The organism is Fusobacterium sp. IOR10 (assembly GCF_010367435.1).
Taxonomy (GTDB): domain Bacteria; phylum Fusobacteriota; class Fusobacteriia; order Fusobacteriales; family Fusobacteriaceae; genus Fusobacterium_B.
This window is the reverse complement of the sequence record NZ_WJWY01000033.1, coordinates 1-15002: the sequence shown is the minus strand read 5'-3', so window position 1 is coordinate 15002 and position 15002 is coordinate 1. Positions and strand designations below refer to the sequence as shown.

The window sequence follows — 15002 nt, the reverse complement described above, 5'->3', positions numbered from 1 at the left end:
CTTTATTACACCATTTAAGGTTTGCTTGCTTATCTTGTTAAATTTCTCTATTCTATTGTTAATGTCCTTCGTTCGCATCTCTTGCGGACAAGAAGTATAATACCACTTTCAGCAATTTATGTCAACTATTTTTATCTTATTTATTTTGTTTTTTTTCTCTTAAATGTCATAAAGGTCTGAAAATCATATTCTCTTGCCAATATTATTTTTTGAAATAATTTTCCCTTCACTTATTATTTTATTATTTAATAACAATTTAAAATGTCCCAATGTGTCCATTTCTTTTATAGGTGCCTTTATCTTTTCATTAACTTCTAAAATTAATTTTATTTTCCCATCTTTTTTATATATTTTTTCAATATTTTTATCTGGATACAATTCTACAAACCTATCCTCACCATTAATAATTTTTGAAACTCCTATTGGAATATCTTTATTTAGAATTCTTTCATATTTAAATTTAGTATAGAATTCTCTTATATCATTTTCTACTTTTTTATCTCTAGTAACCTCATTTGGACTTCCCAATACAACATAAATTATACTGAGATTCTTTACTTCACTAGCTATTGCTATATTGAAACCAGCTGCATCATGATGTCCAGTTTTTATTCCATAAATACCTTCCTTTCCTAATAACTTATTTCTATTATTAAATTTTATCTTTCCATTTAATATTTCAGCTTTTTTTTGAGAAGCTATTTCTATATAATTTTTATACTTTAAAGCTTCCTCTGATAGTTTATAGATCCCCTCAGCTGTTCCTACATCCATTTTTTTTCCAGTCATACTTGGTGGCAACCCTGTAGGAGTATAATATGATATTTCTTGGTCCAACCCTAGTTCTTTAGATTTTTCATTCATCATTTTTACAAAATTATCGGCATTTCCCCCACCTATATATTTAGCTAAAGCATAAGCTGCATTATTAGCCGAATGAATTGCTGTTGCTTTTATTAATTCTTCAACAGTTAATTTTGTTCCTGTTTTTATCCATATTCTACTTCCTCCTAAGCTATTTGACTCCTTATCCATAGGAACTAAATCTGTTTTAGAAATGGTTCCTGAATTAATCGCATCAAAAGTAACTAAAAGTGTCATCATTTTTGTTAATGATGCTAATGGATTTTTCTTCTCAATATTTTCTCCAAATAAAACATGCCCATTTTCATCCCCTAAAATATAAGATTTATACTGTGGACTATCAACTTTTTCAATTGCCTCTACTTCTTTTCCCACTATAACATTTAAATTCAAAAAAAATATCAACAACATATTAAGTAAATATATTTTCACTTTATTCCCCCTCTAATTTATCTCTAGGTCCAATTATAACATTTCTAATAAATAAAGAAAACCTCCCTCTTAAATAATTGAAGTTAAATTTTTAAATATTTTGGCAATAAAAAAAAGACCTTAATTTTAAATATAATTAAGGTCTTCTATGAAATTTATTATTTTTTTAATTTAACTTCTGGTTCTTTAGGCAATCTAAATAGAGGAATAAATCTGTCCCAACCAGTTAATGTTAGAATCAATATTGAAGCAACTGCTATCATTGCTAAAAAATTATATTTTATAATATCTATTGCTGTAAACTTATACAAAGGGTACACAACAGATGCTATCCCAACATAAAATCCAATATAAACATGCCAAGGTATTAATTGAGACCCAAAGACTCCCAAAGCATCACTAAATGTTGCATTTCTTAATTTCAATTTATATATAGCTTCTTCAGACCCTTCAACATTTTCATCAACAAGATTTCTAATAATTGGTCCTATAGTAACTATTTGAGCCATTTCATCTGATAAAGCAGCGTTTCCTAAAATAGAAAATATTCCGTTAAAAAACATTAATTGTCTTACATTTTTAGAAAGCTTTAAAGCTATTCTAGATAATGGTTCAAAAGCATTAATACTTCCCATTATTCCACCAAAAGCAGCTACCCACATCATCATTACAATTACCCAAGATCCAGCTCCTTCAAACCCAGTATACATTAAGTTTAAAAAATTTGGAATACTTGTTATAGTTCCTGCGAATAATCCAAATATTAAAGCTGATATTATTCCAGAAAACAAACATAGAAGAGTTGGCAACCCTTTAATAGCTGTAATTAAAACCAAAACTAGAGGCAACATCATGTATAAAGGCACTCCTTGTTTTACTTGATTTAATAAAATTACTGCAGATTCTCTTTTTTCAGCTAAAGCAGTCCAAACCTCCTGAGGAATCTGAGCAATAGCATCATTTGCGCTTCCAATTGTATCTGGTAAGCCCATCATTACTGAAGCTACATAGAAAGCTATTATACTCAATATTAAACAACTTAGAGACCAAACTCCTTGATGTTTTATTCTATCAATAACTTCCACCTTTTGAATTCCTGAACTGACAACTGTTGTATCAGAAATAAGTCCTATATTATCTCCAAAACAAGCTCCCCCTGCAATTGCAGCAGTTGTTAAAACAATGTTTCCACCAACTATATGATTTAGCCATAAAAATACTGGTGCACATGCTGCAAACGTTCCCCAAGATGTTCCAATTGCAACTGATAAAATACTTGTAACTATTATTCCAGTAACAGCTATTGTTTTTGCTGTTAATCCAAAATTAAGAGACATTATTATAATTGAAGCTCCTACTCCTGAAGCCATAAAAGTTTCTGCCATAGCGTAAGCTAACATTAATATAAAAAATACCAATTGAATTTCTTTAACATTATCTACTGCTTTATCTACTATTTCCTGAAAAGTAAACTTTTCTGTTATAAATGCAACTATAGCTGCATAAACTGTTGCTATTGGAGCTGCTACTAGTACATCTAAACCTACTATAACCATTAGTGTTGCCAATAAAAATACTGGAGACAGCTTTAATAATTCAATAAACCAACCTCTTCTTTCTTGTGCCATACAATCCTCCCTAAATATTTAAATTAAAATAATAAATTTTATAAAAAAAAACTACCCTTCAAAAAGAAAGGTAGAGTAATTACAAAATAAGTATAATTATACTAATTTTTTTTAAATCACTTGATAGCTCTACATTAGTATTACCAATGTCAGTATTATAAATATTCTTTATAATCCCAAGATTTACGGATAGCTCCTTTAATCTTTCGGCAAAATCCCCTTTCTTAACCATCTTAGCTCCTCAGCTCAAGTTAATAGTTTTGTCATTTGCAACCTCTACCTGAATTTATTATTTTATTGTCTAATCCTAAATATGCTAACACTTTCAATTGATAATGTCAAGTTTTATTTATTTCTAGTTCTCTTTTACTTCAAGTAATGTTATAATTATTTATATAATATAATTTCATTGGAGAGTGAATATGGAACCAATTATTTTCATAGTAGGAGATTCTTTGGAAAAAAAAAGAATTGACACTATTATTCAAAAAAATATACCTAATAAAAGCAGAAATTATATTCAATCTTTAATAAATAACAATTATGTTAAAGTTGATAATAAACTGATTAATAAATGTAGTTTAAAATTAAAATCTAAACAAAAAATAGAGGTTCAGTTTCCTGAGGAAAAATCTTTGGAAATAAAACCAGAAAAAATTAAATTAAATATTGTTTATGAAGATGATTATCTTGCTATCATTAATAAACCTTCTAATATGACTGTGCACCCAGCACTAAATAATTATAGCGGAACTCTTGTAAATGCAATTCTCTATAATTTTTCATCCTTATCAAATATAGACAGTGATCCCATTAGACCTGGTATTGTTCATAGATTAGATAAAAATACTAGTGGACTTATCATTATAGCTAAAGTAAATGATGTGCATGAAAAATTAGTTGAAATGTTTAAAGAAAAAAAAATAAATAAAACTTATTTAGCAATTTGTAAAGGGAATTTCAAAGAAAATACATTTAGATTAGAAACTTTAATTGGTCGGGATCCCCATGAAAGAAAAAGAATGGCTGTGGTTGAAACTAATGGAAAAATTGCAATTTCTAATTTTAAAGTAATAGATGAAGTTTCTAATTTTTCATTACTTAAAGTTAATATCGAAACTGGACGAACTCATCAAATAAGAGCGCACCTTAAGTTTCTAAATCACCCAATTTTAGGTGATGATATCTATGGTTCTACTTCTAAAATATTAGGGAGACAGATGTTACATGCTTATATTTTAAAATTTACTCATCCTATTACAAATGAAAATTTATCTTTTCTTGGAGAATTACCTGATGATTTCTCAAAAACCTTAAAAACTTTAAATCTAAAGTTAAATAATAAAGAAATTTTAGGAGATGACTATGAATAAACTATATTCTTTTGACCTAGCACAGGGAACTTTCGTTGGAGTCGACGAAGCAGGAAGAGGTCCTTTAGCTGGTCCAGTAGTCGCTGCTGCTGTACAACTAAAAGACAACAAATATTACCAATTTTTTGATGATATAAACGATTCTAAAAAATTAAGTGAAAAAAAAAGAGAACTTCTTTTTGATAAAATAATAACCTTTTGCCATGTTGGAATAGGAATAGCTACTGTGGAAGAAATAGAAAAATATAATATTTTAAATGCTACTTTTATAGCTATGAATAGAGCTTTAGATGATATTTCAGAAAACAATATTATTTGTGACAAAGTTCTTGTGGATGGAAATAGGCTAATTAAAGAATTTTCTGGAAAACAAGAGCCTCTTGTAAAAGGCGATTCTAAGTCACTTTCAATAGCTGCTGCATCTATAATAGCTAAAGTATCTCGTGATAATATTATGAAGGAGTTTTCTAAATTATATCCTGAATATTTTTTTGAAAAACATAAAGGGTATGGAACAAAACTGCATAGAAATATTTTATTAGAAAAAGGACCATTACCAATCCACAGAAAAAGCTTCCTAAAAAAAATTTTAGGAGATTAAGCTAATCAAATGAATTTTAAAAATAAAAGAGAACAAGGTTATTATTTTGAAAAAATAGCTTCTAATATTATTACTTCTAAAGGTTATACTATTATTGGTAAAAATTATTATTCTAAATACGGAGAAATAGATTTAATTGCTAAAAAAGATAACATAATAATCTTCATAGAAGTTAAGCAAAGAAGTTCTAATAAATTTGGGTTTGGTGAAGAATCTATTGATTATCATAAAAAAAGAAAAATATTCTTATCTGCAAGACAATTTTTATACGAAAGAAAATTACTCGATTTCAGTATTCGTTTCGACTCAATTATTTTTTATAGGAAAAATAATTATTCTTATAAATGGATAAAAAATATAATATGGGGTGATGAAATTGGACTTTAAATGTATTAAATGTGGAAATAACAATTACTTTGTGGAAACTATTGTTTTACCAAAAAAAAATTCAAAATTAAAATTAGATATAGGAACTTACTATTTAAAAATTTGTTCTAACTGTGGATATACTGAAATTTATTCAGCTAAAATATTAAGCAATTCAAAGGAAAAAATTTTAAATGTGGAACCCCAAAAAACTGGAAACAGTTAAATCATTTATTTTTTCAAACAGATGCTGCATCTGCAATGAGTTATTAGATAGTGACCATTCTTATGTCTGTGAAAATTGCAAAGAAAAAGTTATAAAAAAAATTCATTTAAGAAAATTTAATAAATTTTATTTTGTTTTAGATTATGATTCTGATATTAAAATTTTAATTAAAAATTTTAAATTTTATAATAAAAAATATATTAGTCATTTTTTAAGTGAATTAATTAAAACATCCATTTATAAAGTTATTTCAGAAAACAATATAGATTTAGTTATCCCTGTCCCAATAAGCCAAGAAAAAAAATTAGAAAGAGGATTTAATCAAATAAATGTTATACTAGAATTGTTAAACATTCCCTATAGAGACATTATTAGAAATAAAAACACTCATCCTATGTCTAAGTTTAAAAACATTTACGCTAGACATTTTAATATAAAATCTTCTTTTGATGTTCCATTTAATACTTCAAATAAAAATATATTAATTGTAGATGATATTCTAACAACAGGCAATACTGTAAAAGAAATTATTAAAGAAATATACAAAAAAGGAACTCCTAATTCTGTATTTGTTTTTTCCATATCTGCAGCTAATTCTTTTTATAAAAATATTTTTTCTATTTAGTTTAATTATTAATCAAAAAATATGAACTTATTGCTATTTTCTTAATTAGAATTTTAACTAAAAATATGATAAAATCTAAAATATAAACTATTCATAAATTTTAAAGGGAGGAATTAAATGAGAAAAACAATTATTGCAGGAAACTGGAAAATGAACAAAACTAACAATGAAACTATTCAAATTTTAAATGACTTAAAGAAAGAAATTAAAGAAATAGAAGGAATTAGTAATATAGGTGTGGTTATTGGAACACCTTTTACTGCATTATCTGACGCTGTAAAAACTGTTGAAAATTCTGTTATAAAAATAGCTGCTCAAAATGTTTACCCTAAAGAAAGTGGAGCTTATACTGGTGAAATTTCCCCAGCAATGCTAAAAGATATTGGAGTTGAGTATGTTATTTTAGGTCATTCTGAAAGAAGAGATTATTTTAAAGAAAGTAATTCTTTCATAAATGAAAAAATTAAAGCTGTACTTTCTCATAATATGAGTCCTATCTTTTGTATTGGAGAACATTTAGAAGATAGAGAAGCTGGAAAAGTAAAAGAAGTAATTACTAAACAAGTTAAAGAAGGACTAGCTAATTTATCAGCTGATGAAATGAAAAAAGTAATTGTTGCATATGAACCTATTTGGGCAATTGGAACTGGTAAAACTGCTACCCCTGAAATAGCTCAAGAAACTCATGAACAAATAAGAGAAGTTTTAAAAGAAATGTTTGGAGAAACTTCTAAAGAAATAACTATCCAATATGGAGGTTCTATGAAACCAAATAATGCTAAAGAATTATTATCTCAAAAAGATATTGACGGAGGACTTATTGGAGGAGCTTCTTTAAATGCCAAAGATTTTTCTGCTATTATTAAAGCTGCATTATAATAAAACAAAGGGAAGGAATAAAAATGAATAAAAAACCTTTAATGTTGATGATTCTAGATGGTTGGGGAATTAGTGCCTGTCCATCTTGTGTTAATGCTATCAAAAATGCCGATCCTAAAGAATTTGAAAATCTAATTTTAAATTATCCTAATTCAAAATTAGAAGCTTCTGGAGAAGCTGTAGGACTTCCTGTTGGACAAATGGGAAATTCTGAAGTTGGACATCTTAATATAGGAGCTGGAAGAGTTATTTACCAACCTCTTGTTAGAATTTCAAAAGATATTCTTAGTGAAGATTTTTTAAAAAAAGAAAGCCTTATAAAAGCTTTTACCACAGCTAAAGAAAAAAATGTAAGTATTCACTTTGGAGGACTTGTTTCTGATGGTGGAGTCCATTCTCATATAAAACACATTTTCGGATTACTGGAAATGGCTAAAAAATATGATTTAAAGAAAGTGTTTGTTCATGCATTTTTAGATGGAAGAGATACTCCCCCTTCTTCTGGTGTTAAGTATCTTCAATTACTTGAAGATAAAATGAAAGAATTGGGAGTAGGTAAAATAGCTACTATTTCAGGAAGATATTTTGCAATGGATAGAGACAAAAATTGGGACAGGACTAAAAAAGCTTATGACGCTATGACTTTAGGAAAAGCCAACAGTTTTAATTCAGCTAATGAAGCAATATTATCTTCATATTCAAATAATATAACTGATGAATTCTTTGAGCCTACTGTAATAGACAAAGAAGGAACTATTAAAGAAAATGATATTTTTATAAATTTTAATTTTAGACCTGATAGAGCAAGACAAATAACTAGAGCTTTAAATGATTTAGAGTTTACACATTTTGAAAGAACCATTAAACCAGTTACAGTTTTTTGTATGAGACAATATGATTCAACTATAGAAGCTCCTATAATTTACAAAGATCCAGAAATAATAAATACTCTTGGAGAAGTTGTTTCTAATGCTGGCTTAAAACAATTCAGAACAGCTGAAACTGAAAAATATGCCCATGTTACTTTCTTTTTTAATGGAGGAAAGGAAAATCAATATCCTGGAGAAGAAAGAAAATTAGTACATTCGCCTAAAGTTGCAACTTATGATATGAAACCAGAAATGTCTGCTTTTGAAGTAACTAAAGGAGCTATTGAAGCTTTAGATTCTAAAAAATATGATGTTTTTATTTTAAATTTTGCTAATCCTGATATGGTTGGACACACAGGTATTTTAGAAGCTGCAGAAAAAGCTATTTCTGCTGTTGATAAATGTATGAAAAAAATAGTTGATAAAATACTAGAATTAGATGGTACTGTCTTAATAACTGCAGATCATGGTAATGCCGAATTAATGGTAGATCCTGAAACTCATGTTCCTTATACTGCTCACACTACAAATTTGGTTCCATTTATTTATGTAGCTAATGACACTAAAAATATAAAATTAACAGATGGAAAATTAGCAGATATAGCACCTACTATGCTTAAAATACTAGGATTAGATGTGCCAAAAGAAATGACTGGAAATATATTAATTAAATAACTTGGAGGAATTTATGATTACAGAAGGATTAAAACTTAGTCACACAAAAATAGTTACACCAGATGAAACTGCTGCAAAAGCAGCTTCTGGAACTTTAGATGTTTACGGAACTCCTTTCCTTATTGCTTTTATGGAAAAAACATCTTTGGATATTGTTACTCCTTTTCTTAAAGAAGGGGAATCTACAGTTGGAATTTCTATGAACATGAAACATCTTAAAGCAAATAAAATTGGCGATGAAATTACTTGTGAATCTGAGTTAATTAAAGTTGAAGGTAAAAAACTTACTTTTAAATTAAAAGCAACTCATGATAGCACTGTTATTGGAGAGGCTATCCATGAAAGATTTATTGTTGATGTAGAGAGATTTTTATCTAAACTTAAATAATAATTTATAAAAAAGTCCCAGTAGTTATAACTACTGGGACTTTTTTATAATAAATCAAAATATATAAGTTTTATTTTTGATTGTATACATAAAAAAAAGCAGAGACCAGCTCTGCTAAAATTTTTAGTTTAACTAAGCTAAAGCTGCTTTTGCTGCTTCTGCTAATTTAGCAAATCCTTCTGCATTATTTAATGCCATATCTGCTAGAACTTTTCTATCTAATTCAATTTCAGATCTTTTTAATCCATTCATAAATGTAGAATAAGTCATTCCATTTAATCTTGCTCCTGCATTTATTCTGATGATCCATAATTGTCTCATTTTTCTTCTTCTTACTTTTCTATCTCTAGTTGAAAAAGCCATTGCTCTCATTACAGCTTGTTTAGCTTGTTTTACTACGTCTCCAGAAGCTCCTCTGAATCCTTTAGCAGCTTTTAAAATCTTTTTATGTTTTCTTCTTCTTACTACACCAGTTTTAACTCTCATTTTTTCCTCCTATCTATTAAAATTAGCTATTATCTTCCTACTCCATATGGTAATAAAGAAATCATGTGCTTTTTATATACATCTAAAAGTACACCATCTTTTTTCATTTTATTTTTTCTTTTTCTTGTTTTTTTAGTTAATATGTGACTTTTTCCTGAGTGTTTTACTACATATTTTCCTGTTCCTGTTACTTTTACTCTTTTCGCTGTTCCTCTATGAGTTTTCATCTTTGGCATTATATGTTCCTCCTCCCAATTACTTAAATACTATTTTTTCAATGTCATTAGCAAATGCTTTTGTGCGTCTCTGTACCTTTTTTCTATATCTGCACATTCTTCAAATTTTTCTGCAATTTGTTCAAGTAAAGCTATACCCATTCCCTCATAACTTCTTTCTCTTCCAAATTGAACTAAAGTCACTTTTACTTTATTATCTTTATCTAAAAATTTTTGTATATTGTTCATCTTTGTTTCCAAATCATGAATATCTATTCTTGTTCTTACCTTTACTTCTTTAACAATAACCATTTTTTGTTTCTTTTTAGCATCTTTGGCTTTTCTAGTTTGTTCATATTTGTACTTACCATAATCCATTATTTTACAAACTGGTGGTTTTGCTGATGGTGATATTTCAACCAAGTCAAGATCCAATTCTCTAGCTTCATTTAATGCTTCTGAAGCCGTCATTATACCCATTTGTTCTCCTGAATTTGATATAACTCTAAATTCTTTTCCTCTTATTCTTTCATTGATTCTAATTTTGTCAGAAATAGCCGACACCTCCTAATTTAAAACTTTATAAAAAAAAACAAGGCACATAACCCTGTTGTATAATCAAAATAAATTTATTTTAATAATTAACCAATTAAGCTCTAGCTCAAAGGTGAGAAACAGGGGTTTCTTCTTTAAATGTTTTATTAATACCTGATAATTATACTTTATTCCATTAATAAAGTCAAGGGCTTTATTAAAAATTATGGCGTACTCGAGAGGAGTCGAACCTCCAACCCCCTGATCCGTAGTCAAGTACTCTATCCAGTTGAGCTACGAGCACGTAAATAAAAAAAGGTAGTAACCTACCTATAATTTATGGCGGTGAAGGAGAGATTTGAACTCTCGGTACCGTTTAAGCGGTACACTCCCTTAGCAGGGGAGCGCATTCGGCCACTCTGCCACTTCACCATCTGGCGGAGAACCAGAGACTCGAACTCTGAAGCCTTACGGCGTCGGTTTTCAAGACCGATTCCTTACCAATTAGGATAGCTCTCCACGCCAGTAATATTACCATAATTTCTATTTCTTGTCAAGCAAACTTTTCTATAAATACCCTCTATTAAATACTCTATAGTAATTTTTTATTTTTTCTTTGACATATAATCTTCAATGGCAGCTTTTATTGCTTCCTCAGCAAGAACTGAACAATGCATTTTTACTGCTGGTAAGCCTCCTAAAGCTTCTACAACAACTTTATTTGTTATCTCTAGAGCTTCATCTACTGTTTTACCTAAGACCATTTCTGTTGACACTGATGAAGAGGCTATGGCAGATGCACAACCAAATGTTCTGAATTTAACATCTGTAATAATATTATCATCTATTTTCAAAAATATCTCCATTATGTCTCCACAAGAAGCATTTCCTATTTTTCCATATCCATCTGGATCTTTTATTACTCCCATATTTCTAGGATTACTAAAATGATCCATTACTTTTTCTGTATATTCCATTGTTTTCCCCCTAAATTTTATTTTTACTTTTATCCCACAAAGGAGACATTTCTCTTAATTTTTTTATTATATCAACCAAATTATCCAATGTATAATCGATTTCTTCCTTTGTATTATATTTTCCCATACTAAATCTTATTGTCCCATGAGCAAACTCAACTGGAATTCCCATAGCTAATAAAACATGTGAAGCTTGTAATTCATCAGACGAACAAGCTGACCCTGAACTTACAGCTATCCCTTTTAAACTTAAACGAAGTAATATTGATTCACCTTCAATATATTTAAAAGTCACACTTGATGTTCCAGCTAATCTTTCTACTGATTTTGAGTTTATTACCACTTCTGGTATTCTTTTTAATACTTCAGCTTCAAAATAATCTCTTAGTTTAGAGATTCTGCTTTCTTCTTCATCTTTATTATTATATATATCTTCCAAAGCGTTGGCCATACCAACAATAAGAGGAGTATTAGTTGTTCCTGGTCTTAATTTTCTTTCTTGTCCCCCTCCAGTAATAACTTTTCCAATTCTAACTCCATTTCTTATATATAATGCTCCAATTCCTTTAGGACCATAAAATTTATGTGCTGTAAAGGCTAATGTATCTATCCCTATTTCTTTAGGTTTTATTTCTTTTTTCCCCATGCTTTGAACTGCATCAACATGAAATAATATTTTATTTTTATTTGCTATTTTTGCTATTTTTTCTATAGGTTGTATAGCTCCACTTTCGTTATTTGCATGCATAACAGTTATTAAAATAGTATCTTCTCTTATAGCTTTTTCTAATTCTTCTATTTCTATAACTCCATTTTTATCCACATCTATTTCACTTACTTCAAAACCTTCTTTTTCTAAATCTCTACATGTATTTCTTACACCTGGGTGTTCTATTGAACTTACTATTATATGTTTTCCTCTATTTTTATATGCTCTAGCAATTCCTCTAATAGCTAAGTTGTCAGCTTCTGTTCCTGATCCTGTAAATATTATTTCTTCAGGCTTTACACTTAAAATATTTGCTATTTTTTCTCTTGCTTCTCGCACTGCTTTTCCTGTTTCTGTTCCAAATAAATGAAGACTAAATGCATTTCCATATTCTTCTTTAAAATAAGGAATCATACTTTCAAATACTTTTTCATCTAACTTTGTAGTTGCATTATTATCTAAATAAATTCTCATTTCATCAACTCCTAACCTTTAATACTTATTTTATACCATTCTTTACTATTTTTGTCAAGAATTATTCTTTATGTTTTCATTAAAATTTTTGCAAACTTTTTTTATTTCACATTCTAAGCATTTCGGTCTTCTTGCTATGCACTTATCCCTTCCTTGAAGGATTAACAAATGAGAGAATTCTATCCATTTGTTTTGTGGAACTATTTCCATCAAATCTTTTTCTATTTTTTCTGGAGTTTCTTCTTCAGTTATGCCTATTAATTTACTTAATCTTTTTACATGAGTATCAACTGTTACCCCATCAGCTAACCCCCAAATCTCACCTCTAACTACATTTGCTGTTTTTCTTCCTACACCACTTAACTTTAATAACTCTTCCATCTCTTTTGGAACTTGACCGTTATAATCTTTTAAAATTTGTTGACTAGTTTTTTTTATATTTTTTGATTTATTCCTATAAAAACCTGTACTTTTTATTTTTTCTTCTATAATTTTCAAATCTAAATTGGCAAATTCTTCTGGAGTATTTATCTCTTTAAACATATCATTTGTAACAATATTAACTCTTTTATCTGTACATTGAGCTGATAAGATAACTGCTACCAATAGTTCAAATGGAGTCTTATAATTTAATGCACATTTAGGATTTCCAAATTTTTTTTCTAAAACAGATAAAATAATTTTAACTTTCTTTTTTTTATCACTAATCATAGCCCCTCCTAATTATAGAAAAAGGACGGAATAACCCGTCCATATAAATCAATTTAAACATTTTATAAAAAGCATATGTTCCACACCTTTATATTTTTCAACACAATCAAATGTAAAACCAACTCTATGAAATGCTTTTTTTGAAAGTAAATTTTCTTCTAATATATATGCTAAAATAATAGAGATATCTAATCTTTTATTTTTTATTTTTTCCAAACTAAGATCAATTATTTTTTCTCCATATTTTTTTCCACGAATACTTTCAATAATGTATATATTTATAATGGCACATTCTCCGTCAATTTCAAATTTAATATACCCTAAAAAAGAATCATTCTCATCTAAAACTGTATATAATTCATAGTAATCAGATTTTATAAGGAATTTATACCAATTTTTATGGGCTTCCCATTGTTGTTTTTCATTTCCATTAAAATATTTTTTAACGTATTTGTAGTGAATATTTAAATATATATCCCTGATATCCTTTTCTATTGTTTCTCTTAAAATAATCAAATATACCACCTTTTATTTTAAAATTATCTTTTGAAATCTTTTCTTTCCCATTTTCACCAATATTTCTCCATCATTAAAAATATTTTCTTCCAATAAAAAATGAACATCTTTTATTTTTTCACCGTCAACAGACATTCCATTTTGTTGAATCAATCTTCTTCCTTCACTTTTAGTTTTTATAACTCCATATTCTGCTAGTATATCTAATAAAGAAGAACCTATCTTTTCCTTTGGAATTTCTATTTTAGGTACATCATCCATGTTTTTACCTTGACCGAATAAAGCTTCTGCAGCAGATTTTGCTTTTTCAGCTTCTTCCTCTCCATGAATCATTTTTGTTATTTCATATGCTAAAATTACTTTTGCTTTATTTATTTCTGCATCCTTTAATGAAGATAATCTTTTTACTTCATCCATAGGAATAAAAGTTAATAGAGATAGACATTTTTCAACATCATTGTCATCTATATTTCTCCAATATTGATAAAATTCATAAGGTGTTGTTTTTTCAGGATCAAGCCATAGTGCTCCTTTTGCTGTTTTTCCCATTTTTTTTCCTTCACTATTAGTTAATAATGTACAAGTCATTCCATAAACTGTTTCTTGACTTTTTTTTCTAACTAAATTTATTCCAGCTATTATGTTAGACCATTGATCGTCTCCACCAAGCTCCATTTTACAATTATATTTTTTATTTAAAACATAAAAGTCATATCCTTGCATTAACATATAATTAAATTCTAAAAATGATAATCCTGTTTCCATTCTAGATTTAAAACATTCAGCTCCTAACATTTTATTTACAGAAAAACATGATCCGATATCCCTTATAAAATCAATGTAATTCAAATCTAACAACCAATCTGCGTTATTTGCTAAGATTGCTTTTCCATCAGAAAAATCAATAAACTTTTCCATCTGTTTTTTTATACAAGAAACATTATGAGTTATAGTCTCTTTAGTCATAATTGTTCTCATATCAGTTCTCCCACTAGGATCTCCAATCATAGCAGTTCCCCCACCTATTAAAGCAATTGGTCTATGCCCAAATTTTTGCATATGTGCCATAAACATCATTGCTATAAAATGTCCAACATGTAAACTATCTGCAGTAGGATCAAATCCTATATAAAATGTTACCTTTTTATTTGATAATAATTTTTTTATATTCTCTTCATCTGTAAATTGCTTTAAATATCCACGTTCCTTTAAAACATTATATACATTATTCATTTATGTTTCCCCCCTATTCTTTACTATGCCTTATATTCTAACATAAACTTCTTTTTTTTTAAAGAAAAAAAAGAGATGCCTAAACATCTCCTTATTATTTTGGGTCTATAATATTTGGTGTTGGTATTTGTAAAAATACTAATGCCTTTATTTTTTGCAAAAAAAAATTGAGACAAATAAAAAAATCCGTTACAATTAAGTTGCGACACCAAAAGAAAGGA

At 28.2% G+C, this 15002-nt stretch carries 18 protein-coding genes, 3 tRNA genes, 1 riboswitch and 1 other annotated feature; of the genes, 8 read left to right on the top strand and 13 right to left on the bottom strand.

What is annotated here, in order from left to right; translation table 11 throughout:
* Window positions 1-183: 183 nt before the first annotated feature.
* Together GIL12_RS08675 and GIL12_RS08670 are read right to left on the bottom strand one after the other, a co-directional pair.
* Window positions 184-1296 (bottom strand): D-alanyl-D-alanine carboxypeptidase family protein, encoded by a 1113-nt coding sequence (locus GIL12_RS08675; protein ID WP_163470091.1) that lies wholly within the window; start codon window positions 1294-1296, stop codon window positions 184-186.
* Window positions 1297-1454: 158 nt separating this feature from the next.
* Window positions 1455-2924 carry a Na+/H+ antiporter NhaC family protein gene (locus tag GIL12_RS08670; protein ID WP_163470090.1) on the bottom strand — a complete coding sequence of 490 codons (1470 nt, stop codon included), beginning with the start codon at window positions 2922-2924 and terminating at the stop codon, window positions 1455-1457.
* A gap of 116 nt (window positions 2925-3040) precedes the next feature.
* Window positions 3041-3211, bottom strand: a riboswitch (Lysine riboswitch).
* Window positions 3212-3346: 135 nt separating this feature from the next.
* On the opposite strand from GIL12_RS08670, the gene GIL12_RS08665 reads away from it, so the two are divergent.
* The 8 genes from GIL12_RS08665 to GIL12_RS08630 all read left to right on the top strand — a co-directional run bounded on the left by GIL12_RS08665 (window position 3347) and on the right by GIL12_RS08630 (window position 8926).
* Entirely contained in the window at window positions 3347-4297 is a 951-nt protein-coding gene (locus tag GIL12_RS08665) for an RluA family pseudouridine synthase (protein ID WP_163470089.1), read from the top strand.
* Entirely contained in the window at window positions 4290-4898 is a 609-nt protein-coding gene (locus GIL12_RS08660) for a ribonuclease HII (RefSeq protein ID WP_239056086.1), read from the top strand. Before GIL12_RS08665 ends, GIL12_RS08660 begins: the two co-directional genes overlap by 8 nt.
* Before the next feature lie 9 nt (window positions 4899-4907).
* Complete coding sequence (locus GIL12_RS08655; protein ID WP_163470087.1) at window positions 4908-5285, top strand: YraN family protein; 378 nt, start codon at window positions 4908-4910, stop codon at window positions 5283-5285.
* Complete coding sequence (locus GIL12_RS08650; RefSeq protein WP_163470086.1) at window positions 5269-5490, top strand: zinc ribbon domain-containing protein; 222 nt, start codon at window positions 5269-5271, stop codon at window positions 5488-5490. The genes GIL12_RS08655 and GIL12_RS08650 overlap by 17 nt, the downstream gene beginning before the upstream one ends.
* Complete coding sequence (locus GIL12_RS08645) at window positions 5459-6115, top strand: ComF family protein (RefSeq protein ID WP_163470085.1); 657 nt, start codon at window positions 5459-5461, stop codon at window positions 6113-6115. The genes GIL12_RS08650 and GIL12_RS08645 overlap by 32 nt, the downstream gene beginning before the upstream one ends.
* Window positions 6116-6232: 117 nt before the next feature.
* On the top strand, window positions 6233-6994 hold the full coding sequence (tpiA, locus tag GIL12_RS08640; RefSeq protein ID WP_163470084.1) for a triose-phosphate isomerase: 762 nt from the start codon (window positions 6233-6235) through the stop codon (window positions 6992-6994).
* Window positions 6995-7017: 23 nt separating this feature from the next.
* Window positions 7018-8538 carry a 2,3-bisphosphoglycerate-independent phosphoglycerate mutase gene (gpmI, locus tag GIL12_RS08635; protein WP_163470083.1) on the top strand — a complete coding sequence of 507 codons (1521 nt, stop codon included), beginning with the start codon at window positions 7018-7020 and terminating at the stop codon, window positions 8536-8538.
* A gap of 13 nt (window positions 8539-8551) precedes the next feature.
* On the top strand, window positions 8552-8926 hold the full coding sequence (locus GIL12_RS08630) for a thioesterase family protein (RefSeq protein ID WP_163470082.1): 375 nt from the start codon (window positions 8552-8554) through the stop codon (window positions 8924-8926).
* 132 nt (window positions 8927-9058) lie between these two features.
* On the opposite strand, the gene rplT is transcribed toward GIL12_RS08630, so the two are convergent.
* From rplT to tyrS, 11 genes are all read right to left on the bottom strand, one after another.
* A complete protein-coding gene (gene rplT / locus GIL12_RS08625) occupies window positions 9059-9412 on the bottom strand; it encodes a 50S ribosomal protein L20 (RefSeq protein ID WP_163470081.1) in 354 nt (117 codons plus the stop codon).
* A 29-nt stretch (window positions 9413-9441) separates the two neighbouring features.
* Window positions 9442-9648, bottom strand: a complete 207-nt coding sequence (gene rpmI / locus GIL12_RS08620; RefSeq protein ID WP_163470080.1) for a 50S ribosomal protein L35 — start codon at window positions 9646-9648, stop codon at window positions 9442-9444.
* A 30-nt stretch (window positions 9649-9678) separates the two neighbouring features.
* Window positions 9679-10191 carry a translation initiation factor IF-3 gene (infC, locus tag GIL12_RS08615; protein WP_163470079.1) on the bottom strand — a complete coding sequence of 171 codons (513 nt, stop codon included), beginning with the start codon at window positions 10189-10191 and terminating at the stop codon, window positions 9679-9681.
* Between the two features lie 16 nt (window positions 10192-10207).
* Window positions 10208-10323 (bottom strand) — a sequence feature (ribosomal protein L20 leader region).
* A gap of 65 nt (window positions 10324-10388) precedes the next feature.
* Window positions 10389-10465, bottom strand: a tRNA-Arg gene (locus GIL12_RS08610).
* Between the two features lie 36 nt (window positions 10466-10501).
* Window positions 10502-10593: transfer RNA gene (locus GIL12_RS08605), tRNA-Ser, on the bottom strand.
* Window positions 10594-10596: 3 nt separating this feature from the next.
* Window positions 10597-10680: transfer RNA gene (locus GIL12_RS08600), tRNA-Ser, on the bottom strand.
* An 86-nt stretch (window positions 10681-10766) separates the two neighbouring features.
* On the bottom strand, window positions 10767-11138 hold the full coding sequence (gene nifU, locus GIL12_RS08595; RefSeq protein WP_163470078.1) for a Fe-S cluster assembly scaffold protein NifU: 372 nt from the start codon (window positions 11136-11138) through the stop codon (window positions 10767-10769).
* Window positions 11139-11148: 10 nt separating this feature from the next.
* Entirely contained in the window at window positions 11149-12321 is a 1173-nt protein-coding gene (locus tag GIL12_RS08590) for a cysteine desulfurase family protein (protein WP_163470077.1), read from the bottom strand.
* 54 nt (window positions 12322-12375) lie between these two features.
* Entirely contained in the window at window positions 12376-13032 is a 657-nt protein-coding gene (gene nth / locus GIL12_RS08585; RefSeq protein WP_163470076.1) for an endonuclease III, read from the bottom strand.
* Window positions 13033-13080: 48 nt separating this feature from the next.
* On the bottom strand, window positions 13081-13548 hold the full coding sequence (locus GIL12_RS08580) for a GNAT family N-acetyltransferase (RefSeq protein ID WP_163470075.1): 468 nt from the start codon (window positions 13546-13548) through the stop codon (window positions 13081-13083).
* 12 nt (window positions 13549-13560) lie between these two features.
* Window positions 13561-14781 carry a tyrosine--tRNA ligase gene (gene tyrS / locus GIL12_RS08575; protein ID WP_163470074.1) on the bottom strand — a complete coding sequence of 407 codons (1221 nt, stop codon included), beginning with the start codon at window positions 14779-14781 and terminating at the stop codon, window positions 13561-13563.
* Window positions 14782-15002 lie beyond the last annotated feature (221 nt).

What these genes read in the sequence shown, in the direction of transcription:
- gpmI (WP_163470083.1), top strand. Translation starts at nt 7,018, where the DNA reads ATGAATAAAAAACCTTTAATGTTGATGATTCTAGATGGTTGGGGAATT.
- GIL12_RS08660 (WP_239056086.1), top strand. Translation starts at nt 4,290, where the DNA reads ATGAATAAACTATATTCTTTTGACCTAGCACAGGGAACTTTCGTTGGA.
- GIL12_RS08630 (WP_163470082.1), top strand. Translation starts at nt 8,552, where the DNA reads ATGATTACAGAAGGATTAAAACTTAGTCACACAAAAATAGTTACACCA.
- rplT (WP_163470081.1), bottom strand. Translation starts at nt 9,412, where the DNA reads ATGAGAGTTAAAACTGGTGTAGTAAGAAGAAGAAAACATAAAAAGATT.
- GIL12_RS08645 (WP_163470085.1), top strand. Translation starts at nt 5,459, where the DNA reads ATGTGGAACCCCAAAAAACTGGAAACAGTTAAATCATTTATTTTTTCA.
- nth (WP_163470076.1), bottom strand. Translation starts at nt 13,032, where the DNA reads ATGATTAGTGATAAAAAAAAGAAAGTTAAAATTATTTTATCTGTTTTA.
- rpmI (WP_163470080.1), bottom strand. Translation starts at nt 9,648, where the DNA reads ATGCCAAAGATGAAAACTCATAGAGGAACAGCGAAAAGAGTAAAAGTA.
- GIL12_RS08665 (WP_163470089.1), top strand. Translation starts at nt 3,347, where the DNA reads ATGGAACCAATTATTTTCATAGTAGGAGATTCTTTGGAAAAAAAAAGA.
- GIL12_RS08590 (WP_163470077.1), bottom strand. Translation starts at nt 12,321, where the DNA reads ATGAGAATTTATTTAGATAATAATGCAACTACAAAGTTAGATGAAAAA.
- GIL12_RS08655 (WP_163470087.1), top strand. Translation starts at nt 4,908, where the DNA reads ATGAATTTTAAAAATAAAAGAGAACAAGGTTATTATTTTGAAAAAATA.
- tyrS (WP_163470074.1), bottom strand. Translation starts at nt 14,781, where the DNA reads ATGAATAATGTATATAATGTTTTAAAGGAACGTGGATATTTAAAGCAA.
- GIL12_RS08670 (WP_163470090.1), bottom strand. Translation starts at nt 2,924, where the DNA reads ATGGCACAAGAAAGAAGAGGTTGGTTTATTGAATTATTAAAGCTGTCT.
- nifU (WP_163470078.1), bottom strand. Translation starts at nt 11,138, where the DNA reads ATGGAATATACAGAAAAAGTAATGGATCATTTTAGTAATCCTAGAAAT.
- GIL12_RS08650 (WP_163470086.1), top strand. Translation starts at nt 5,269, where the DNA reads ATGAAATTGGACTTTAAATGTATTAAATGTGGAAATAACAATTACTTT.
- tpiA (WP_163470084.1), top strand. Translation starts at nt 6,233, where the DNA reads ATGAGAAAAACAATTATTGCAGGAAACTGGAAAATGAACAAAACTAAC.